Source organism: Barnesiella sp. An22 (genome assembly GCF_002159975.1).
Taxonomy (GTDB): Bacteria; Bacteroidota; Bacteroidia; order Bacteroidales; family Barnesiellaceae; genus Barnesiella; species Barnesiella merdigallinarum.
Genome location: NZ_NFJR01000004.1, coordinates 145142 through 166835, shown reverse-complemented (window position 1 = coordinate 166835; position 21694 = coordinate 145142). Strand labels below are relative to the sequence as shown.

General features: G+C 55.6%; 20 protein-coding genes. 12 read left to right on the top strand and 8 right to left on the bottom strand.

Going from position 1 to position 21694, the window contains the following annotated elements; translation table 11 throughout:
* Positions 1 to 38: 38 nt before the first annotated feature.
* Positions 39 to 851, bottom strand: a complete 813-nt coding sequence (locus B5F38_RS06065; protein WP_087408408.1) for a purine-nucleoside phosphorylase — start codon at positions 849 to 851, stop codon at positions 39 to 41.
* Between the two features lie 313 nt (positions 852 to 1164).
* Here B5F38_RS06065 and B5F38_RS06060 point away from each other — a divergent pair, with 313 nt between their 5' ends.
* The 4 genes from B5F38_RS06060 to B5F38_RS06045 all read left to right on the top strand — a co-directional run bounded on the left by B5F38_RS06060 (position 1165) and on the right by B5F38_RS06045 (position 5256).
* Positions 1165 to 2073: a PHB depolymerase family esterase gene (locus B5F38_RS06060; RefSeq protein ID WP_087408407.1), complete on the top strand. Its 909-nt coding sequence runs from the start codon at positions 1165 to 1167 to the stop codon at positions 2071 to 2073.
* Between the two features lie 36 nt (positions 2074 to 2109).
* On the top strand, positions 2110 to 3051 hold the full coding sequence (locus tag B5F38_RS06055; protein ID WP_087408406.1) for a sugar phosphate isomerase/epimerase family protein: 942 nt from the start codon (positions 2110 to 2112) through the stop codon (positions 3049 to 3051).
* Positions 3052 to 3061: 10 nt separating this feature from the next.
* Positions 3062 to 4150 (top strand): aminoglycoside phosphotransferase family protein, encoded by a 1089-nt coding sequence (locus B5F38_RS06050; RefSeq protein WP_087408405.1) that lies wholly within the window; start codon positions 3062 to 3064, stop codon positions 4148 to 4150.
* 134 nt (positions 4151 to 4284) lie between these two features.
* Positions 4285 to 5256 (top strand): DMT family transporter, encoded by a 972-nt coding sequence (locus B5F38_RS06045; protein ID WP_241147816.1) that lies wholly within the window; start codon positions 4285 to 4287, stop codon positions 5254 to 5256.
* Here B5F38_RS06045 and B5F38_RS06040 read toward each other — a convergent pair.
* Together B5F38_RS06040 and B5F38_RS06035 are read right to left on the bottom strand one after the other, a co-directional pair.
* Positions 5239 to 6177 (bottom strand): DMT family transporter, encoded by a 939-nt coding sequence (locus B5F38_RS06040; RefSeq protein WP_087408489.1) that lies wholly within the window; start codon positions 6175 to 6177, stop codon positions 5239 to 5241. The genes B5F38_RS06045 and B5F38_RS06040 overlap by 18 nt on opposite strands.
* Before the next feature lie 5 nt (positions 6178 to 6182).
* Positions 6183 to 7382, bottom strand: a complete 1200-nt coding sequence (locus B5F38_RS06035) for an MFS transporter (protein WP_087408404.1) — start codon at positions 7380 to 7382, stop codon at positions 6183 to 6185.
* Between the two features lie 224 nt (positions 7383 to 7606).
* On the opposite strand from B5F38_RS06035, the gene B5F38_RS06030 reads away from it, so the two are divergent.
* Entirely contained in the window at positions 7607 to 9049 is a 1443-nt protein-coding gene (locus B5F38_RS06030) for a glutamate decarboxylase (protein ID WP_087408403.1), read from the top strand.
* A 5-nt stretch (positions 9050 to 9054) separates the two neighbouring features.
* Positions 9055 to 10020, top strand: coding sequence for a glutaminase A (glsA, locus tag B5F38_RS06025; RefSeq protein ID WP_087408402.1), 966 nt, complete (start codon positions 9055 to 9057; stop codon positions 10018 to 10020).
* 77 nt (positions 10021 to 10097) lie between these two features.
* On the opposite strand, the gene B5F38_RS06020 is transcribed toward glsA, so the two are convergent.
* Positions 10098 to 10802, bottom strand: a complete 705-nt coding sequence (locus B5F38_RS06020; RefSeq protein ID WP_087408401.1) for a potassium channel family protein — start codon at positions 10800 to 10802, stop codon at positions 10098 to 10100.
* A gap of 107 nt (positions 10803 to 10909) precedes the next feature.
* On the opposite strand from B5F38_RS06020, the gene gadC reads away from it, so the two are divergent.
* Positions 10910 to 12544 carry a putative glutamine/gamma-aminobutyrate antiporter GadC gene (gadC, locus tag B5F38_RS06015; RefSeq protein ID WP_087408400.1) on the top strand — a complete coding sequence of 545 codons (1635 nt, stop codon included), beginning with the start codon at positions 10910 to 10912 and terminating at the stop codon, positions 12542 to 12544.
* 87 nt (positions 12545 to 12631) lie between these two features.
* On the opposite strand, the gene B5F38_RS06010 is transcribed toward gadC, so the two are convergent.
* Positions 12632 to 13999 carry an MFS transporter gene (locus B5F38_RS06010; RefSeq protein WP_241147815.1) on the bottom strand — a complete coding sequence of 456 codons (1368 nt, stop codon included), beginning with the start codon at positions 13997 to 13999 and terminating at the stop codon, positions 12632 to 12634.
* Between the two features lie 310 nt (positions 14000 to 14309).
* Between B5F38_RS06010 and B5F38_RS06005 the strand changes: the two genes are divergently transcribed.
* The gene (locus B5F38_RS06005; protein ID WP_087408399.1) at positions 14310 to 15473 is read left to right on the top strand and encodes a hypothetical protein; all 1164 of its coding nucleotides are present in this window, start codon (positions 14310 to 14312) and stop codon (positions 15471 to 15473) included.
* 160 nt (positions 15474 to 15633) lie between these two features.
* Here the strand turns inward: B5F38_RS06005 and proS are convergent, their stop codons facing one another.
* The 3 genes from proS to B5F38_RS05990 all read right to left on the bottom strand — a co-directional run bounded on the left by proS (position 15634) and on the right by B5F38_RS05990 (position 18560).
* Positions 15634 to 17115: a proline--tRNA ligase gene (proS, locus tag B5F38_RS06000; protein ID WP_087408398.1), complete on the bottom strand. Its 1482-nt coding sequence runs from the start codon at positions 17113 to 17115 to the stop codon at positions 15634 to 15636.
* A gap of 417 nt (positions 17116 to 17532) precedes the next feature.
* Entirely contained in the window at positions 17533 to 18231 is a 699-nt protein-coding gene (locus B5F38_RS05995; RefSeq protein ID WP_087408397.1) for an OmpA family protein, read from the bottom strand.
* An 11-nt stretch (positions 18232 to 18242) separates the two neighbouring features.
* The gene (locus B5F38_RS05990) at positions 18243 to 18560 is read right to left on the bottom strand and encodes a hypothetical protein (RefSeq protein WP_087408396.1); all 318 of its coding nucleotides are present in this window, start codon (positions 18558 to 18560) and stop codon (positions 18243 to 18245) included.
* 179 nt (positions 18561 to 18739) lie between these two features.
* Here B5F38_RS05990 and B5F38_RS05985 point away from each other — a divergent pair, with 179 nt between their 5' ends.
* The 4 genes from B5F38_RS05985 to B5F38_RS05970 are packed head-to-tail and all read left to right on the top strand — an operon-like array spanning position 18740 to position 21684.
* Positions 18740 to 19588 (top strand): ABC transporter ATP-binding protein, encoded by an 849-nt coding sequence (locus B5F38_RS05985; protein WP_087408395.1) that lies wholly within the window; start codon positions 18740 to 18742, stop codon positions 19586 to 19588.
* A 7-nt stretch (positions 19589 to 19595) separates the two neighbouring features.
* Positions 19596 to 20468 (top strand): hypothetical protein, encoded by an 873-nt coding sequence (locus B5F38_RS05980; protein ID WP_087408394.1) that lies wholly within the window; start codon positions 19596 to 19598, stop codon positions 20466 to 20468.
* 2 nt (positions 20469 to 20470) lie between these two features.
* A complete protein-coding gene (locus B5F38_RS05975) occupies positions 20471 to 20863 on the top strand; it encodes a GntR family transcriptional regulator (protein WP_087408393.1) in 393 nt (130 codons plus the stop codon).
* Positions 20860 to 21684 (top strand): hypothetical protein, encoded by an 825-nt coding sequence (locus tag B5F38_RS05970; RefSeq protein ID WP_087408392.1) that lies wholly within the window; start codon positions 20860 to 20862, stop codon positions 21682 to 21684. Before B5F38_RS05975 ends, B5F38_RS05970 begins: the two co-directional genes overlap by 4 nt.
* Positions 21685 to 21694: the final 10 nt, after the last annotated feature.

The following is a 21694-nucleotide window of genomic DNA, read 5'->3' as shown; positions in this document are numbered from 1 at the left end:
ACGCTCATGGGCTTTGCTCTGTTTTTATCGGTTGATACTTAAAATTGTTCTACCAGTTCCTTCATGATGAAGGTCATTTTGGGCTGAGCGGCAGCGGCGGCCTTCTGCACCTCCTCGTGCGAGCACTTCTCCACAATGCCCTCGACGCCCAGGTCGGTGATGACCGACACGGCAAATACCTCGATACCGGCATGACGGGCCACGATTACCTCGGGCACGGTGCTCATGCCCACGGCATCGCCACCGATGATGCGGAAGTAGCGATACTCGGCCGGCGTCTCGAACGTAGGTCCTTGCGTGCCCACATAGACACCCTGCTGTACCTTGATGTCGTTCTTCTCGGCAATTTCGAGGGCCTTGGCAATAAGCCGATGCGAATAGGCCTCGCTCATGTCGGGGAAACGCACGCCCAGCTCGTTGTAGTTACGGCCGTGCAGCGGATGCTCGGGGAAGAGGTTGATGTGGTCGCGGATAATCATGATGTCGCCGATGGCAAAGTCGGGGTTCATGCCTCCGGCCGCGTTGGAGACAAAGAGGTGTTCGATGCCCAACTCTTTCATCACCCGCACGGGGAAAGTCACCTGCTTCATGTCATATCCCTCATAGAAATGGAAACGGCCTTGCATAGCCATCACATCTTTTTTACCGAGCTTCCCGAAGATAAGTTTTCCCTGATGCCCCTCGACGGTCGACACCGGGAAGTTGGGGATTTCGGTATAGGGTATCTCGGTTTTATCGGTAATGTGGTTTACCAACTCGCCCAACCCGGTACCCAATATGATAGCGGTCTTAGGCAGTACCTGCACCTTCGAGGCAATGTAGGCAGCTGTTTCTTTAATCTTTTCAATCATCGCAGTAACTATTTTAATAAATAACCAAGATTGCAAATATAGTGAAAGGCGAGAGCAGTGGCAAATAGAAAACATAGTTTTCAACTTTTGACTATGCCGAGCCGACTCTCCTATTCTACTTGTACAAATATAAACAAAGCAAACAAGAAAAGTATGATTGTCTCGGAATTTTTACGGACACAGAGCGCATTACCCTTCGGCAGACGCATTGGCTCGACAAAGTCCTATTCTATTTTTTTCTTAAATTTTCGATAAATAGTCGTTCGATCGAGGCTTTTTGCTTACCTTTGAAATAGAAGTTAATACCATCAATATGAAACGCATCTTACTCTGTCTCGTTACCCTGTTGTGTGGGCATCTCCTCTTTGCCGCAGGCTCCACCGGGAACCTGACCGACCACACCTTCATGTCGGGAGGCGTCGACCGCAGTTACAAACTCTATCTTCCGGCCCATCTGGCTCCCGGAGCTCCGCTGGTCTTCGTGCTTCACGGCTACGGCGGCAGTGCCGACCCCGAACGGTTCGGCATGGACTCTATCGCCGACAAGTACGGGTTTGCCGTGTGCTACCCGCAAGGGGCTCGCGACAAGCGGGGAAAAACGTGCTGGAACGTAGGGTACCCCTTTCAGGACGACATGACCATCGACGATGTGGCATTCGTCTGCGAACTGGCACAACACCTGCAACAAACCTATCGACTGAGTGCCCGCAACACCTTCTGTACAGGCTATTCCAACGGTGGCGAAATGTGCTATCTGCTGGCCTACAAGGCCCCTCAGGTATTCAAGGCAGTGGCTCCCATTGCGGGACTCACACTCGAATGGATGTACCGCGAGCTGGCTGCCGACACTCCTGTCCCCCTGCTCGAAATTCACGGGACGAAAGACAAGACCTCGATGTGGAACGGCGACCCCGAGAACCGAGGAGGTTGGGGCGAATACATTGCCGTACCTCTGGCCGTGAGCTACTGGGCTACCCAAAATCGATGCACCCACGAGGAGACCGACACGATAGCCTCACTCAATCCCGAGTCGGGCCACTCGATTATCCGCCACCGATATGTCGGCGGAACCGACAACCACGAGGTGTGGCTCTATGAAATCATGGGCGGCACCCACTCGTGGGGCGAGAAAGACCTGGTCACGGGCGAACACATCTGGCAATTCTTCAGCCGCTTTGTCGAACCCGAAAAAACGGCAGTACCCCAGCCGGCAACACGCTAACGACTATTCAATTATCATTCTTAAATAAAATTCATCATGTTCACAAAAATCAAATGCTTATTTGTGCTTTTAGCAATCATTGCCATCTCGGCAAGTGGAAAAGAGAAATACCCTCCTTTGCGGGTGGGCTGTTCCATCGGTTTCAACGCAGTCGACTACAACCGTCTCAAAACCATGAAAGAGGCCGGCATCGACTGTATAGAGATATCGTTGGGTGCCGGAATTTTTACCAATAAGGAGAAAAGCGACGAAGAGATTACGGCCCGCATGAAGAGCGCCCGACAGGCTGCCGACTCGGCCGGTATCGAAATCTGGTCGATACACATGCCCTTCGGCAAAGAGATTGACCTCTCGCAAAGCGACGAAACAATCAGACAGAGTACCGTAGCCCTGCAACGGCGTATTCTGCGGTTCTGCAAGATACTGCAACCCCGGGTTATCCTCTTTCACCCCAGCTGGTATTTGGGACTCAACGAACGCCCCAAACGCATCGCCCAACTCTTGCGCTCGGTCAACGAACTTAACCCCTTGGTCAAAGAAGCCGGCGCCATCATGGTCATCGAGAATATGCTCGGTCACGAATTGCTTCGCAACGAGAAATACGAACGTCCGTTGTGCCGTACGGTCGAAGAGGTAGAGCTGATTATGAAACAGATGCCCAGCGACGTCTATTCGGCTATCGACATGAACCACATCGACAACCCCGAACGGCTCATCGAAGCCATGGGCAACCGGGTGAAGACTCTACATGTCTCTGACGGAAACGGCCGTGCCGAGTGCCACTACATGCCCAACCCGTGCAGCGGCAAAGGCGACAACGACTGGAACCAGATACAGCAAGAGCTGTACAACGCCGATTACACAGGCCCCTTCATGTATGAGGTCAACTCCAAAGAGTATAGCGAACCGCGGGAACTCTACGAATGTTATCAGAATCTCTACCGTACTTTTATCGAATCTATTCCACAAAAACAATAAACACACACGTATGAAAGACTTGAACGAAATCTTGTCGCATTTTGCCTTGACGGGCAAAGTGGTCGAGATAAAACCACTGGGAGCGGGTCTCATCAACGACTCGTACAAGGTGACCACCACACCGCCCGAGGCACCCGACTATGTGCTGCAACGCATCAATCACACGATTTTCACCAACGTGGATATGCTCCAGAACAACTTCTACCAGGTGACGACCCACATCCGGCACAAACTCGAGGCCCGGGGCGAAACCGACATCGACCGCAAGGTGCTCACCCTCATCCCCACGAAAGACCATAAGCTCTACTACTTCGACGGCGAGAGCTACTGGCGGGTGCTCATCTTTATCCACAACGCCAAGAGCTACGAGGCTGTCACGCCCGAATACTCCTACTATGCGGGGCAGGCCTTCGGCGATTTCCAAGCCATGCTCTCCGACATCCCGGTAGAGTTGGGCGAGACGATTCCCGACTTCCACAACATGGAGTTCCGCCTGAAACAGTTGCGCGAAGCCGTGGCCGCCGACCCCGTGGGACGAGTGGCCGAGGTGCAACCGCTGCTCGACGAAATCGAGAAACGGGCCGACGCCATGTGTCTGGCCGAACGGCTGCACCGCGAGGGTAAGCTACCCAAGCGCATCTGCCACTGCGACACGAAGGTAAACAACATGATGTTCGACGAGAACGGCCGGGTGCTGTGCGTGATCGACCTCGACACGGTGATGCCCAGCTACATCTTCTCCGACTTCGGCGACTTCATGCGCACCGCCGCCAACACCGGCGAGGAGGACGACAAGAATCTGGACCACGTCAACTTCAACATGGAGATTTTCAAGGCCTTCACCAAGGGTTATCTGGAGACGGCACGCGTATTCCTGACCGACGTCGAAATCGACAACCTGCCCTACGCCGCCACCCTCTTCCCCTACATGCAGGCCGTGCGGTTCCTCGCCGACTACATCAACGGCGATACCTACTACAAAATCAAGTATCCCGACCACAACCTGGTGCGCACCCGCGCGCAGTTCAAGCTGCTGCAAAGCGCCGAGGCTGCCGTGCCGGCCATGAAAGCCTATATCGACGAGTGCCTGGGGAGGTGATTCCCCACCGCCGTCCTGCGGTCGTGAACCGTTGTAGCGGATTATGAGTTTCTAAACATACGGGGTCGTATCGGGAACATCGGTTTTCCATGCGGCCCCGCATTCTCATCCACCCGACAAAAAGATTATTTCAGATGTTTAAAGATACCGTGATGACGGAAGAGAAGAGAAAATCAATCAAAGGGCTGATCTATGCCGTAGTATCGTCGGCCACATTCGGGCTTGTACCCCTCTTTGCCATACCAGCCTTGAAGGCCGGGGTGTCGGTCAACTCGGTAGTATTCTACCGGTTTGCCATATCGGCCCTGCTGGTAGGGCTCGTGCTGCTGGCCCGACGCGAGAGCTTCCGTATCGCGAAGCGGCAACTGCCGGTCATTGCCGGCTTTGCCCTGCTCTACGCCGCCACCTCGTTCCTGCTCACACAGTCGTACCTCTACATACCCAGCGGACTGGCCACCACACTGCACTTTCTCTACCCGGTACTAGTGACGATATTGATGGTCGTCCTTTTCAAGGAGCGGCTCTCGGTGCCCGTTGCCGTGGCCACGCTGCTGGCCCTGGGCGGCATCTACCTGCTGAGCGGGAGCAACGGCAGTGAGGTGAACCCTACGGGCATGGCCCTGGCGCTGACTACCGTACTCACCTACGCCTCGTATATCGTGGGGCTCAACCGCTCGAGCATCGGCCGTATCGACAGCCTGAAGCTCACCTTCTACATCCTCTCGACCGGGAGTCTCTTTTTCCTCGTCAACCTGCTGGTGCGAGGCGAAGGGCTGGCTCCCATCCCGTCGTGGAAGAGCGGCATCGACCTCTTCATGCTGGCGTTGGTGCCCACACTCATCTCCAACCTCACCCTCATCCTGGCCGTCAAACATATAGGCTCTACTACCACCGCCGTGCTGGGCTGCATGGAGCCGCTCACCGCCGTGGTCATGGGCATCCTCTTCCTGGGCGAGAGTTGCAGCCGTGTGCAGGCCTGGGGTATCGGCATCATACTCGTGGCCGTCACCACGGTTATCGTGGCCCGCAATCCCGAAGAGCTGAAAAAGGTGTGGCAACGGGCCCCGCGATGGTTCCGCAAAGGGTCGTCACGCATGAGGCGATGAATGCAAATGCGACGTGGGGGCACGGCTGCCGCGACTCTCGGCAATCTCTACCGCGTAAACCCCGACACAGATGAGCACCATGGCCAGAATCTGGGTCCAACTGAAACGGTCCTGTCCCGTGAGAAACGAGACAATCGAAGCCACCATGAGAATGAGATAGCCGTAGATGGCGACCACCGTCGTCTTCAGATACCGCAGCCCGACGGGCACCAGCAGATAGCTCAGCACCGTGGGGAATATCAGCACAAACAGCAACGCCGCCAGTGGCCACAGGTGGAGCGGCGACTCGAACAACGGGGCATCACAGCCGGTAAAGGCCATCACAATCAAGCTCGACACAGCCGCCCCCGAAAAGGTGTAGCGCATGAGGGTATAGGTACCCGTGCGCTTCAGAAACTGGTTGCTCAACACCAGATAGATGGCATAGATGACCGAGCTCATCAGGCAGAAGAGATTGCCGGTCAACGCATCGGAGGCGAGGTCGTCGCTCTTCTGGGTGAGGATGCAGAGCATGGCGCCCCCCAACCCCACCAGAATACCCACCACCTTGAGCAGCGTGATGCGCTCGTGCATGAAGAGCACCGATATGACGAAGACCCAGATGGGCTGCATCGAGGTAAAGATGGCGGCCGAGACCGGGGTAGTCTTGCTCAGCCCCATCAGATAGGAAAACATGTAGCCATAGATGCCCACGGCTCCCAGCAGGAAGAGTATCCACTTGTCGCGGGTCGAGGCCTTTTCGGGCCGGGCAAAAAAGCCGAGAATCCAGAAAGCCACGGCGGCAAACACGCACCGGAAGGTAGCCCCGGTAAGCGGGGCAAGCCACAGGGGCAACAGGTAGTGCAGGGCGTTCACGTTCAAGCCGCCGAAGACCTTCGACACCACCATGGCCCAGTTGGCCATCGCTACTTTACTACGCATCATCTTCATGGCTGTATGGGATTAACGGGAGCATCGTCGAACAGGAACGAGTGCCGTTTCCAATAGGCCCACACCACCGCCAGCAGCGTGATACCCAGGTTGAGTTCAAAGGCAAACCGCTGGGTGCGAATGTGGAAGAGCGACTGGAGGGCATCGATAATCACCGGGCAAAGCAGTATGGCCAGGTAGTTCATGGCCATGACCAGCGCCAGGGCAAAGGTTGCCCGCGAGGCATCGGCCACCCGGGTAGTCTGGTCGTAAATGACGGGTTGCATTACCCCATAGCCCAACCCGATGAATACCGCCCCGACGGCCAATACCCACTCGCTGGACGACAGCAGAACAAGCAACAGCCCTATGGCAATGCTGACCAGACTCGTAAACTTGGTGAGCGACCCCAGAAACGACAACACGGGATTGAGGAAGAAGCCGGGCAACATGATGGCCAGAAAGAAGAGCGAGATGATAAAGCCCGACGCCCCCGTATCGAAATGGTACTCTTTCATCAGGAAGGGCAGGTTGAAGCTGACGATAATCACCAGATAGGTGATGAGTCCATAGAAGGCCATCAGCCCCACGAGCCGCCCCGTGTCGATGCGTCCGGTCGAGCTCTGGGCCACCGGCCGGGCCGAAGTCGAATCGCCCTTGAGCGAGAAGGAGAGCAGCAGCGAAAGCACGGGAGCCAGATAGACGACAAAGGGCAAGTGCCAGTTCACCTCGGCCAGATAGCCGGTGAGCATCGTGGCCAATACCAGCGTGACGTTGGTGATGGCCGAGCTCAACCCGAACTGCTGCGTGCGGTATCGCCCCGTGAAATGGCGCGAGATGAGGCCTGTCGAGAGCGGCACGATGATGCCCGCCCCGATACCCAGCAGGGCACTCACGGCAATCAACTGCCACATCTGCCCCGAGAAGAGGTAGAGCACCCCGCTCAAGGCAAAGACCACCAGCCCCACCTGCAACAGCAGCACGTTGTTCACCCGCTCGGTGAGTTTGCCCGAGAGCAGGATGAAGGGTATCGTCAGCAACGAAGGCAACGAGGTGAGCAACTGTATGTCAAACTCGGACGCGTGGGGAAAGATGGTGGACAACTGCCCCAGAATGGGCGAAACCGCCAGCCCCGGCAAAGCGCTCAAGGCCGATATGGACCATATCCCCAACAGTGTAATGAGCGGAATCGTACCCCGCCCGGTTTCAATTTTCATAGTCTTGCAGTTTTCGGCCGGCATCCCTGCCGACCCGTTTACAGGGTGAGAACAATCTACACCCCCGAAAGTTTATCGCCCCCTTTTTTAACAAGTGCCAAATTGTGCAGGAATTGCCCCCGCGCACTAAACATTCACCCGGTCGGGACTGTTGTCTCATGCAGAAGCCGTCCTCCCCCGGGAGTGCCGGATTCGCAGATTTCATTCATTAAAAACTTTATACAATGAGAGATTTTAGTTTAAGAGAAGGAGATGCCAAAACGAGCATCTTCGGGTCCGACGAAATGTTGAAACCTTCACCCGTAGAGCGCATACCCGATGCACCTACCACCCCCGAAATCGCCTACCAGATGGTCAAGGACGAGACCTTTGCCCAGACTCAACCCCGCCTCAACCTGGCCACCTTCGTCACCACCTACATGGACAAGTATGCCACCAAGCTGATGAACGAGGCCATCAACATCAACTACATCGACGAGACGGAGTATCCCCGCATTGCCGTGATGAACGCCAAGTGCATCAACATCATGGCCAACCTGTGGAACTCGCCCGAGGAGGCCAAATGGAAAAGCGGCGCCGTGGCCATAGGTTCGTCCGAGGCTTGTATGCTGGGCGGTGTGGCCGCCTGGTTGCGCTGGCGCAAGAAACGTCAGGCCCAGGGCAAACCCACCGACAAGCCCAACTTTGTCATCTCATCGGCCTACCAGATTGTGTGGGAGAAGTTTGCCCAACTGTGGCAAATCGAGATGCGCGAGGTTCCGCTCACGCTCGACAAGCCTACCCTCGACCCGGAAGAGGCCCTCAAGATGTGCGACGAGAATACCATCTGCATCGTGCCCATCGAGGGGGTTACCTGGACGGGGCTGAACGACGACGTGGAGCGGCTCGACCACCTGCTCGACGCCTATAACAAAAAGACCGGCTACGACATTCCCATACACGTCGACGCCGCCTCGGGCGGATTCATCCTGCCCTTCCTCGAACCGCACAAGAAGTGGGACTTCCGCCTGAAGTGGGTACTCTCCATCAGTACCTCGGGCCACAAGTTCGGCCTGGTCTATCCCGGTCTGGGGTGGGTCGTATGGCGCGACAAGAAGTATCTACCCGACGACATGTCGTTCAGCGTCAACTACCTGGGTGCCGACATCACGCAAGTAGGGCTCAACTTCTCGCGTCCCGCCGCACAGATTCTGGGCCAGTACTACCAGTTCATCCGGTTGGGATTCCAGGGCTACAAGGCCATCCAGTACAACAGCATGCAGATTACCCAATACCTGCACGACGAGATTGGCAAGATGAAACCCTTTGTCAATTACAGCGACCGGGTAGAGAACCCGCTCTTCATCTGGTACATGCACCCCGACTATGCCAAGAATGCCAAGTGGACCCTGTATGACCTGCAAGACCGTCTGCGCCAAAGCGGCTGGATGGTACCCGCCTACTCGCTGCCCAAGAGCGTAGAGAGCTACGTGGTCATGCGTATCGTCGTGCGCCAGGGCTTCAGCCGCGACATGGCCGACATGTTGCTCAAAGACATCTGCGACGCCGTGGCCGACCTCGAGAAACTCGAGTATCCTACCCCCACCCGCATCGCCCAGGAGAAAAATATCGAGGTCGAAAGCACCATGTTCACCCACACGGGCTATCGCCGCAAATCCAAAAAGTAACGGTTATGAAAAAGGTTATTTCGATTGCTCAAATCGAGCAAACCCTGCACGAGGCCCACAACCTCTACCGCAACAACCACGACGGCAAGAATGCCGACTACATTCCCTATCTGGCCGGCATCGACAGCCAGCTGTTCGGCATAAGCGTGTGCCTCACCAACGGGCACCTCATCGAGGTGGGCGACACCCAGTACCGGTTCGGCATCGAATCGGTCTCGAAGGTACACACCGCCATTCTGGTGCTGCGCCAGTACGGAGCCGACAAACTGCTCTCGATGATCGGGGCCGATGCCACGGGGTTGCCCTTCAACTCGATTGTGGCCATCCTGCTCGAGAACGACCACCCCTCTACCCCGCTGGTCAACGCCGGTGCCATATCGGCGTGCAGCATGGTGCAGCCGACCGGCAACGCCCAGGCCAAGTGGGAGGCCATCGTCGAGAACATCACTCAACTCTCGGGCAGTGCTCCCGTCCTGATCGACGAGCTCTACAAGTCGGAGTCGGACACCAACTTCAACAACCGCTCCATCGCCTGGCTGTTGAAAAACTACAGTCGCATCTACGACGACCCCGACCTGTCGCTCGACCTCTACACCCGCCAATGCTCGCTGGGCATCACCGCCCAACAGCTGGCCATCTGCGGAGCCACCATCGCCAACAAGGGGGTCAACCCCAAGACGAGCCAACAGGTGTTCGAGGCTTCACTGGCCTCCAAGATTACCTCGCTCATCTCGACCGTAGGTTTCTACGAGCACACGGGCGACTGGCTCTACACGTCGGGGCTGCCGGCCAAGTCGGGCGTGGGCGGCGGCATCCTGGGCGTACTGCCGGGCGTGATGGGCATCTCGGCCTTTGCCCCGCCTATCGACGACGCCGGCAACTCGGTCAAGGCCCAACTGGCCATTCGCTACATCATGAACAAGCTGGGCCTTTCGGTATTCAGCGGCGACTCGGTGATTGTCTCGGCCTGACCGGCAATCGCCTTCCTACAAGACAAGAGAGCCGGGTGCGATGGCACCCGGCTCTCTTGCTGTATCCGGCCAAAGGATTACGCATCGCCCTTGCGCCGGGTCGCCTGCTGGGCCCAGTTGGTCACATAGACGGTGAAGATGGGAAACATCATCATGCCCAGAGCCGCCAGCACGACCGACAGAATCTTGCCGGTAGCCGTGACCGCATAGATATTCGACCCTACGGTAGTCACATCCATAAAGGCCCACCAAAGGGCATCGGTATAGTGTACGACCAGCGGATTGACATCATGCTCGATGACAAAGAAGAGCAGACTCGAGAAGTAGACCGTAGCCAACAGCATGGTGAGGTACGACACCAACAGACTCGACGCCCGGTTGCGGGTGAACCACCCCACCACGATGGCCAGTGCGTAGCCGCTACGCACCAGCGGGATGAACCGCAGGAAGTAGCCGGCCTGGGGCGAGAAGTCGACGTGCATGTAGGTGATGATGTTGAGATAGGGTATCGACACGAGGAAGAAGATGAAATGGCTCTTCAGATACCGCCACTTGTGGGGCGAGAGCACCAGCTCGAGCAGGAAGTCGAACATGAAGAAGGTGCACACCCACAACTGCACGGTCATGTAGTTGCCTTGGTTGAGAAACGAGAGGTTGCGAAACGTATCGACCGAAATGGTAATGATGAGAAACACCGACAGCACCAGAATAGCGATGTGCAGGGCGCCATAGACTTTCGATTCATACCGTCGCCACCCCGACGGAGAAGTTTGTTTTTCCATTTTTTCTTTCTTTATAATTTCATGCCGGTAAAACAACAACCGCCCGATGTTTGTTTATCTGCATGAATGTGGCTGCTCCACCACGACAAACTTAATTCAAAACGTATATGGCAAACATCGGTAAATCTGTCAAACTGGGCGTATTTACGCTCGCTATCATGAATGTAACGGCGGTCGTCTCGCTGCGCGGACTGCCGGCCGAGGCCGAATATGGCGTAAGCTCGGCCTTCTATTATCTATTTGCCGCACTGGTATTCCTCATTCCCACGGCTCTGGTAGCCGCCGAACTGGCCGCCATGTTCCAGGACAAGCAGGGCGGTGTGTTCCGCTGGGTGGGCGAAGCCTTCGGCAAGAAGGCCGGCTTCCTGGCCATCTGGCTGCAATGGATCGAGAGTACTATCTGGTATCCTACGGTACTGACCTTCGGCGCCGTGGCCATCGCCTTCATCGGCATGGACCACACGGGCGACATGCTGCTGGCCTCGAACCGTTTCTACACCCTGGCGGTGGTGCTGTTCATCTACTGGCTGGCCACCTTCATCTCGCTGAAGGGTCTCGACTGGGTAGGCAAGGTGGCCAAGGTGGGCGGTCTGGTGGGTACCATCATCCCGGCCGCACTGCTGGTGGTTCTAGCCATCGTCTATCTGGTCATGGGCGGCAAGTCGCAGATGGACTTCTCAGGTAGCTTCCTGCCCGACTTCTCCAACTTCGACAACCTGGTGCTGGCCGCCAGCATCTTCCTCTTCTACGCCGGTATGGAGATGGGCGGTATCCACGTGAAAGACATCAACAACCCCTCGAAAAACTACCCCAAGGCGGTATTCATCGGCTCAGCCATCACGGTGCTCATCTTCGTGCTGGGCACCTTTGCACTGGGTATCATCATCCCGCAAAAAGACATCAACCTCACCCAGAGTCTGCTGGTCGGATTCGACAACTATTTCAACTTCATCAAGGCCTCGTGGCTCTCGCCGGTCATTGCCATAGCACTCGCCTTCGGGGTGCTGGCCGGTGTGCTCACCTGGGTGGCCGGCCCCTCGAAAGGTATCTTCGCCGTGGGTCGTGCCGGGTATCTGCCCCCCTTCTTCCAGAAGACCAACAAGATAGGCGTGCAGAAAAATATCCTCTACCTGCAAGGTGCCGCCGTCACGCTGCTGAGTCTGCTCTTCGTCGTGATGCCTTCGGTGCAGAGTTTCTACCAAATCATGTCGCAACTCACGGTGGTGCTCTACCTCATCATGTACATGCTCATTTTCTCGGCTGCCATCTACCTGCGGTACAACATGAAGAAGAGCAACCGCCCGTTCCGCATCGGCAGCAAAGGCAACGGCATGATGTGGTTCATCGGCGGCCTGGGATTCCTGGGCTCCCTGCTGGCCTTCGTGCTCAGCTTCATACCCCCCAGCCAGATTTCGGTAGGCAGCAACGCCGTGTGGTTCTCGGTGCTCATTATCGGTACCCTCGTCGTGGTGATTGCCCCCTTCATCATCTACGCGTCGCGTAAACCCAGCTGGACCAACAAGGAGAGCCAGTTCGAACCCTTCCACTGGGAGGAGACCGCTGCCCCGACCACAACTCACCCCCAAAACTCGCAACCCACAGGGGCTACTCCGTCGGCATCCGGTCGAGGGGCTACCGCTTCAGCCCAACCGACTCCGGCATCACAACCTCATTCGAAACCGACCGCACCGACAACCGACCCGAATACCGGGACGAAAGGCTCTACTCCGCCTCAACCGTAAACGGTCTCGCTACCACCTCATACGAAAAAGCCGGCGCCCTCTTTTCGAAGACGTCGGCTTTTCACGTGTTCAATTATCTTTATGCCATCACTCGGCCGGCTTGACATTCCACACAAAGAGAGCCAGCACGAACGAGAGGATGGAAGCTCCTATCCAGAAAATCGATACGGGCAGGAAATCGTAAGTGACCACATCGCCCGATACCGTTTTGAAGTTCTCGATGAGCGTACCCGAAATGACATCCTGCAGACCGGCGGCTATGTAGCTGGCCATGCCCACTACACCCAAGGCTGCCCCCGTAGCGTTGCGAGGAACGATGTCGACCGCCATCAGTCCGCCCAGGAAGCAGATGAGCACCCCGATAGCCACCCCGAAGAGCACCATGCTGATGACATTCAGCACCAGACTGTCGCCGCCCAGCAGGAAGAGGGAGAGCGCTATGGTGTTGAGCACCCCGAAGATAAAGGCCGGCATGTTGCGCTTGCCCTTGAAAAACTTGTCGGAGAACCACCCCGAAAGCACCGTGCCGAAGATACCCAACAGGGCATTGATGCCGATAACCGTCGTGGCCAGTTCGAGCGAATAGCCCTTCTCCATCTCGAGGAAACGCACGCCCCAACTGTTCACCGCATAGCGGCTCACATACATGAAGGCACTGGCCAGGGCCAGAATCCACACGTAGGGATTGCGCAAAACGCCTTTCTGCGCCTTGTCGGTCGACTCCTTGGGCGGATTGCCCACATGGGGCAACCCCTTGCTCTCGGGGCTGTCGTGCAGGAAGAAGATGATGATAAGCACTCCTATCGCCCCCGCTATGAACGAGCCCATGAAACCAGCCTGCCAGCCCAGCCAGCCGACTACCGACCCGACAAAGATGAAGGAGAAGAACTCACCCAGATTGTGGCTTGCACTGAAGAAACCGTAGTAGGTTCCCCGCTCCTTGGGCGAAAACCAGCGCGACAGGGCTATGATGGCAGGGCCCGCACCCATCGACTGCGACCAGCCGTTGAGGGCCCACATGATGAAAAAGCAGACAAAGAAGGCCATCGACGACAACCCGATGAGACCTTTGGCCATACCCAACACTCCCACGATGAGGTTGGCAATGGACGAGACGATGAGCCCCGTAGCCATAAACCGCTTGATATTGGAGTGGTCGGCCATGAAACTATTCACAAACTTACCGATGGCATAGGCAAACAGCAACGCCGAGCCCACGATGCCCAGCTGTTGGTCGTTGAGCATACCGCTCTCGACTATGGGGGTCTTCACCACATTCAGCCCGGTGCGGCATACGTAATACAGACTGTACCCCAGGGTCCCCGCAAAAAAACTTTGCAATCTCAATTTCTTCGTCAACCTGGCTGCCTCTTCATCGGTAAGCGATGCCGGCCGCTCGGCCGGGGGCAAGGCCCGATAAAAGTCGACGACTTTTCCCAGCATTTTTTTCAACATTTCTCTAGCGCTTTAATTAAAATAAATAATGTGTGTCTTTCGTTACTTTTCGTTTTCATTTCGTTTTATATGCAAATATAAAAAATATACCTGACAATCGGGCTATCTTTCTCCTCGAAATATACTCATCGGATACAATTCTCCAAGCCTCAGGTATAAGCAACCTTTTTCTCCATGCAGCGATTGCAGAGTGCTACGACACAAACCGATAACAAAAAACCTTCTTTTTCCTTTGTTCTTCGCCCGGTTTGATTTATCTTTGAAGTGGTGACCCTGACAAGCAAAACAGACTGCCCCAAACAGCAAAACCATGAATGTACATCTCCTCCTTACTATTCTGGTTATCGTGCTTTGTGCCGGTTCGTGCGTGGCCCAATCGTGGTACACGGGTGAGGAGCCGCTGCGCCGGGCTGTAATTCAAAAAGATGTTTTATCGGATTGTAACCGCAATGCCGACGGCGATGTGGTGAACGTAGTATCTACCGGCATTGTTCCGGGCGAAGGAATGCGTCCGTCCATCACGGTCGAGCTGGCCAATCGCCACAACCGAACGGGCAGAAAGTATGCAGTCTATCGGGTCGACGACTCCGGGAAGAGCCGGCGGGCTGGTTCGGTGAAGAGACCGGTGTGGGGCGTGGTATGGGGATACCGCAATAACCAAAACTACCACGCCGTACTGATGCGGGCCGGAAACGACGACTTCTACGGCTACCAGCTGCCCGAACTGCAATTTACCATCCTGACCGTAGCCGATGGCGACACCTTGGTTCACTCCCATTGGCAGCGAATCGCCTCATCGGCCATCCGCCCCGAGACCGACTACAACCGGCTGCACATTGTCCCTACCCAGGGAGGATACGAAATCTTGCTGGGCGACGAGCGCGAATGCCGCATCGGCTTTTGCCGCGACGACCGCCTCTTTGGCGACCGGGCGGGTATCTACGTGGGGCGCGGAGCCTGTGTTGAGCTGAAGTCGTGGACGGTCACACCGTGCGAATATCCCGAACGACAGGTTGTCTGGGAACCCGAAGCCCTGAACGAGTACCTGCGCCACAGCACCGACCCCACCGAAGGGGTCTATGAATTCCTGCAAGCCTCCTCGTCAAGCCTCAACACCCGACTGGGCGGCAACTACCGGTTGGCCCTGGTGGCCAACGGGGCCAACTACCTGCTCGTCTACGAGAGCGGAGCCCAGCGTTTCAACGACCAATGGCAAACGGGCATGGTGAAGGCGGTACTGCGACCGACGGGACTCGCCAACCTCTTCGACGTCACCTGGTTCGATGCCGAACACAAACCGCTCAAAGAGGGGGTAAAGGCCATGATAGGCGACAACGGGGTACTTACCCTCCACTTCAGCCGCGAGGGAGTAATCATCGAATGTAACCGGGCCTTCGGTCCCAAAGAGCAGGCTCGGGACGCCCGGCAATCCGACGGGAACTACCCCACCCCCGGCTCGTCTGTCATTCCCTAATCCCTGCCCCTCACGCAACGGAGTCTCCCGTATCGGCCGCGCAGAGAGAGAGTCTGCGGTCACATCCTCCCCCCCTGTTTCCCTGCAAACGCAAACAACAAGGGCGGCCCCGCTGTCGGAACCGCCCTGTGCAGTATGGTTGAACTTGTATTCGTCTCGATTAGTACGAGCGGGCAAAGAGCACGCGGCGAGCCGACGGCTTGCCGGTAACCATGCAGACGCCCGGCGTGGTATCGCCATCGAACGGGATACAGCGAATCGTCGCCTTGGTCTCCTCCTTGATGCGCTCCTCGGTCTCGGTCGTGCCGTCCCAGTGAGCCAGGATAAAGCCGCCCTCCTCGATCTTCTCTTTGAACTCGTCGTAGCTGTCGACCGTAATGGTGTGCTCCTGACGGAACTTGAGAGCCTTCTGGAAGATATTGGCCTGTATCTCGTCGAGCAGACCTTTTACAACCTGCTCGATGTTGTCGACGGGCAACGTCTCTTTTTCGAGCGTATCGCGGCGCATCACCTCTACGGTGTCGTTCTCGAGGTCGCGGGCTCCCATGACCAGACGCACGGGCACACCCTTCAGCTCATAGTCGGCAAACTTGAAGCCCGGGCGTTTATTGTCGGCGTTGTCGTATTTGACCGAGATACCCATGGCGCGCAACTTGCCGGCGATTTCGTCGGCCTTCACGTCGATGGCGTGCAGTTGCTCGGCATTCTTGTAGATGGGGATAATCACCACCTGGATGGGAGCCAGTTTCGGCGGCAACACCAGACCGTTGTCGTCGCTGTGGGTCATGATAAGGGCACCCATCAGACGGGTAGATACGCCCCACGAGGTAGCCCACACATATTCGAGCTCGTTGTTCTTGTTGATGAACTGCACGTCGAATGCCTTGGCGAAGTTCTGCCCCAGGAAGTGCGACGTACCCGACTGCAGGGCCTTGCCGTCCTGCATCATGGCCTCGATGGTATAGGTATCGAGGGCACCGGCAAAACGCTCGTTGGCCGATTTCACACCCTTGATTACCGGCACGGCCATGAAGTTCTCGGCAAAGTCGGCATAAACCTCGAGCATGCGACGAGCCTCGGCCTCGGCCTCCTCGCGGGTAGCGTGGGCGGTGTGCCCCTCTTGCCACAAAAACTCGGCCGTACGCAGGAAGAGGCGGGTACGCATCTCCCAGCGAAACACGTTGGCCCACTGGTTGCACAGGATGGGCAGGTCGCGATAGGAGTGAATCCAGTTTTTATAGGTGTTCCAGATAATGGTCTCGGAGGTAGGACGGATGATGAGCTCCTCCTCGAGTTTGGCGGCGGGGTCTACCACTACGCCCGTGCCGTCGGGGTTGGTTTTCAAGCGGTAGTGAGTCACTACGGCGCACTCTTTGGCAAAGCCCTCTACGTGCTCGGCCTCGCGGCTCAGGAACGATTTCGGAATCAACAACGGGAAGTAGGCATTCACGTGGCCCGTCGCCTTGAACATGTCGTCGAGCTGGCGTTGCATCTTCTCCCAAATTGCATATCCATAGGGCTTGATTACCATACAGCCCCGCACGGCCGACTGTTCTGCCAAGTCGGCCTTTACCACCAAGTCGTTGTACCATTGCGAATAGTTATCGGCACGCTTGGTCAATTCTTTCAACTCTTTTGCCATTATTTTATGCTGTTTGTTTATTGACACGAAAAAACTCTCCCCTGCCCCAAGCAAAGGATTTGCCCCAATAGAGAAAGGCGGGTACAAAATCAAACAGAAACAACCGTTTTCTGCGTTTGACCATGCCCGGCCACATTCTATTTTGCAGTGTGCAAAGATAGTGAAAGGTGAGCGGAGAGTCAAAAGAAAAACGGAGTTTTTCAGTTTTGACTATCCCGAACCGTATCCTATCTTATCCGAAGATGGCAGAAAGGTGAGCGAAGAGTCAAAAGAAAAACGGAGTTTTTCAGTTTTTGACTATCCCGAACCGTATCCTGTCTTATCCGAAGATACAAGAAAGATGAGAGCAAAAACAAATGAAACCCAGAGTTCCAAATGGAATTGCCCCGACCGAGAACTTGTTTTACAACCGAAAGGTTACCGCTTGTCGAGCTGACCGCGGCGAGCCATATCGATCATCTTCTCGCCCGGTATCAGATAGATTTCGAGCCGCCGGTTCTTGGCCCGCCCCTCCATGGTACGATTCGAAGCGATAGGCGAAAAGGCACCGGCCTCATACGTCACCACAAAGTCGGTATTGCCCCCGTTGCGGGCAAACCAGTCGCGCACGGCCTGTACCCGGGAGCGGGTCAGGTCGAGGCTGTAAGCCTCCGAGCCGGTATCGTCGCTGTGCATGACCAGCATCACATGGTAGTAATCGGGTATGCGCAGGTCGGCCAGGAAGGGACGCAGAAAGATGTCGGCCTTCTCGCTCAGCACCGTATCGTTGGGCAGGAAGAGGTTCGAAGCGGCTATGGTAGCCTTGATTACCTCGTAGTTGCGCACCAGCTTCAGGTCGGTGAGACGGGCCTTCTGCAAGCGGCGCATCTCACGCGACTGGGCGGTGCGTATCTTGCGGGCCTCCTTGTCGAGCTCGGGTATCGAGATATTCTCGTCGAGGGTCAACTGCGTGAGGTCGATATGCTCGGTCGGGGCCACTTCGCCTTTCGACTTGTCCGACGAGAACCACGACGACACCGTGTTGGCCGCCTTCTGAAAGACATTCTGCGAGGCCGCCTCGACGGGGAGCAACGCGGCTACACCCAGCAATATGATAAATCCTGTTTTCCTGTTCATCACTCGCCTCCTCAGAAAACACCCAGCGACTCTTCGTAATCCAACTCACCCCGTACCAGGAACGGCATATCCTCGTCGTCGATTTTCACGCCGTCCTTGTGGGCACACTTGCGGGCAAAGTCGATGATGTCGTCTTCGTCGAGCTCCACCTCGTCGCCGGCATCCTCGTTGAAGAGCCCCTTCTGCTCGTAATAGTCGTACACGACATCGGTAACGTAGACAATGTCGTCGTAGCTATACTTCTCTTTCAATTCCTGGGGCAATACATTCTTTATATACTCTACAGCCTTGTCTTCGTCGTAGGCAAATATATCTTCGTTTTGGCTCATTTTTTCTATGTTTTTTGGGGTTATTTGATTGGGTAAAAGTACAAATCATTAACGGCTTTTGCAAATAGACAGAAAAAAAATAAGTTTTTTTGTTGCAGATTCAAAAAGTTTATCTACATTTGCAGTGTACTATTAAACTAATACACCAAAACAGTAAAACAATTTTATCCCAAAATACTATGTTACAGATTGAAAATCTTGAATTTAGTTATCACAAAAAGAAGGCCCCCATCTTCAACGGCATAAGCCTGACGATACAACCGGGTTCGGTTTACGGGCTGCTGGGTAAAAACGGAATCGGTAAATCGACCCTGCTCTATATGATGTGCGGCCTGATGTTTCCCCACAAGGGACGCATCACGCTCGACGGTGTGGAGGTGCGCCACCGCCGCCCCGAAACGCTCGAGAAGATTTTCCTCGTACCCGAGGAGTTCGACCTTCCCCCTATCTCGGTCGATGCCTACGTGCGCCGCAACAGCGTCTTCTATCCCCGCTTCGACCGCGAGCAGTTCGACCGGTATCTGGCCGACTTCGAACTGGAGAATGTCAAGAACCTGTCCAAGACCTCGATGGGACAGAAAAAGAAATACCTGGTGAGCTTTGCCCTGGCCACCAACACCCCGCTGCTGCTCATGGACGAGCCTACCAACGGCATGGACATCCCCTCGAAGAGCCAGTTCCGCAAGGTCATCGCTTCGGGCATGAACGAGCAGAAGAGCATCGTCATCTCGACCCACCAGGTGCGCGACCTCGAAAACATGATCGACCGCATCGACATTCTCGAGGGCGGCCGCCTGCTGCTCGACAGCGACACGGCCGACATCACCTCGCACCTGCGATTTATCAAGGGAGCCGGCGAGGCCGACATCGAAGGGGCCCTTTACTCGGTCTCGACCATTGCCGGATACAGCGCCATCCTGCCCAACCCCACGGGCGAGGAGACGCCGCTCGACATCGAGATGCTCTTCAACTACGCCATCGAAAAACCGGCGGAAATCGAACGTATATTTGCCAACCCTGTAAAATAAGACGACCATGAACGAATATGACATAACCCCCAACGCCCAAGAGGCAGCCGCCTCGGTAGCCACACGCCCGACGGCCTCCAACTTCTTCAGTCTGAAACGCTTCGGACGCTACTGCTCCAAGCAGATACACGAGTGGAAACGGGGACTGTTGCTCCAGTTCTTTTCGCTGGCAGGCATCTACACCCTCTTGATGTTCCTCTTCCACTCGACCGACGAAGAGGGACTGATTCCCTCCATCGCTTCGACAGGCATACAGATAATTATCTGGCTCGGCTTCTTTGTCTATATCGCCAAGAGTGCTTCGAGCCTGGCCGATCAGATAGGCCGCCGCTCCAAACGGGTGCTCTACCTGGTGGTTCCCGCCTCGACCGCCGAGAAGTATATCGCCCACCTGCTGTGGACCATCGTGCTCTACCCCATTCTCTTCTTCGCAGCCATCCTGGTGGCCCAGTATGTCTCGGAGACAGCCTCGTCGATGATACGCGGCGAAGCCTTCAACCCGGGCACACCGCTGCAAGGCTTGCTCACCTTCTGGAACAACAACATGTACAGCACCTCGTTCCTGGTGAACTACACGATCAATATTATCGTTACCTTCACGCTGGGAGCTACGCTGTGGCAGAAAAACAGTTTTCTCAAGACCATTGCCGCCTGCTTCCTGCTGGGCATCATCGTCATCATCTTCTACACCACCCTGCTGGGTAAGGAAGAGCTGGAGTCGATGTTCACCTACCTGGTCGTAGGCAACTACTTCGACAGCTTCAACAACAACGACTTCGTGTGGATACTCAACGGCATCAGCGCCGTAGAATATCTGCTGTTCGGATACATCGGATACATGCGCATGAAAGAACTCGAAATAAACGAAACCAAACGATAAGTATGCAATTCAAAGAGAACCAAACCATCTACCTGCAAATCGCCGAACGCATCAGCGACGAGATACTGCTGGGCCACTATGCCATTGGGGCCCGCATACCCTCGGTGCGCGAATACGCGGCCCTCGTGGAGGTAAACGCCAACACGGTGATGCGTTCCTATGAATTTTTGCAGACCCAGGGTATCATCTTCAACAAGCGGGGAATCGGCTTCTTCGTCTCGCCCGACGCCAAACACAAAATCACGGAATACCGGCGAAACGAATTCCTCAAGACCGAACTGCCACGCTTCTTCATGCAGCTCTATACCCTGCACATCCCCATGGACGAGATTGACTCCATGTACCGGGAATTTATCGAAAACCTCACGTCAAACCCCTCAAACCAAGCATCATGAAACGCTCGACCATAGTCCTGTTAATTGTTCTGGCCGTGATGATATTCGCCCCCATCATCGCCATCAAAGTCATCAGCAACCTCTCGCCCGAAACGAAATTGAAGAGTCTGAAAGAGTTGCTGGATTATAATGAAAATTACAACGCCCCCGTGCGTTACCTCGTTATCGACGATACCGACAACGACTCGGTATATTCCTGCATCTTCATCTCGACCCGCGACAAGAAAGATTCCCGGCAGGGTATCGTCTTCGCCAACGGCGAAAACTACACGGGCGACACCCTGCATATCACCGACCAGTGGCTGGAACAGCCGGCGGCCGATGACTCCAACGACTCGATACCTCAGTCGTGGTTTGGCAAACAGACTCTCGACTACGACCACAACACCCGACTCATCGTCGAGAACCACAACCCCAACGTCACGCTCTATTTCTCGGAGGGCAACTTCGATAAACTCATCGTCCAATCGCAAGGCGACGTGGTCGTGCGGGAATCGAACGTGGGTATGCTCGTCATGCAGGACAGCATAGGCCACAGTGGAACCACCTGCCAGCAATGCAATATCGGCACACTATTTGCATACCTCAACAATACATGTTCGTTGAGCCTCTCGAACAACAACATAGGCACCGCCTTCCTCCCCAAGGCGCTCAATACCCTGGCGCTCGAGGGCAACAACATCGGGGTGACCGGATCTACCGATCTCATAGAGTTCAACCTGTCGAAGTCGATTGGTAACGACAGTATCGACACCGTGAGTTTCGGCATCGGCGTGAAATACTCCTCCGACGACAAAGCCGACAAAAAAGAGAAAAAATAAGAACAGACCA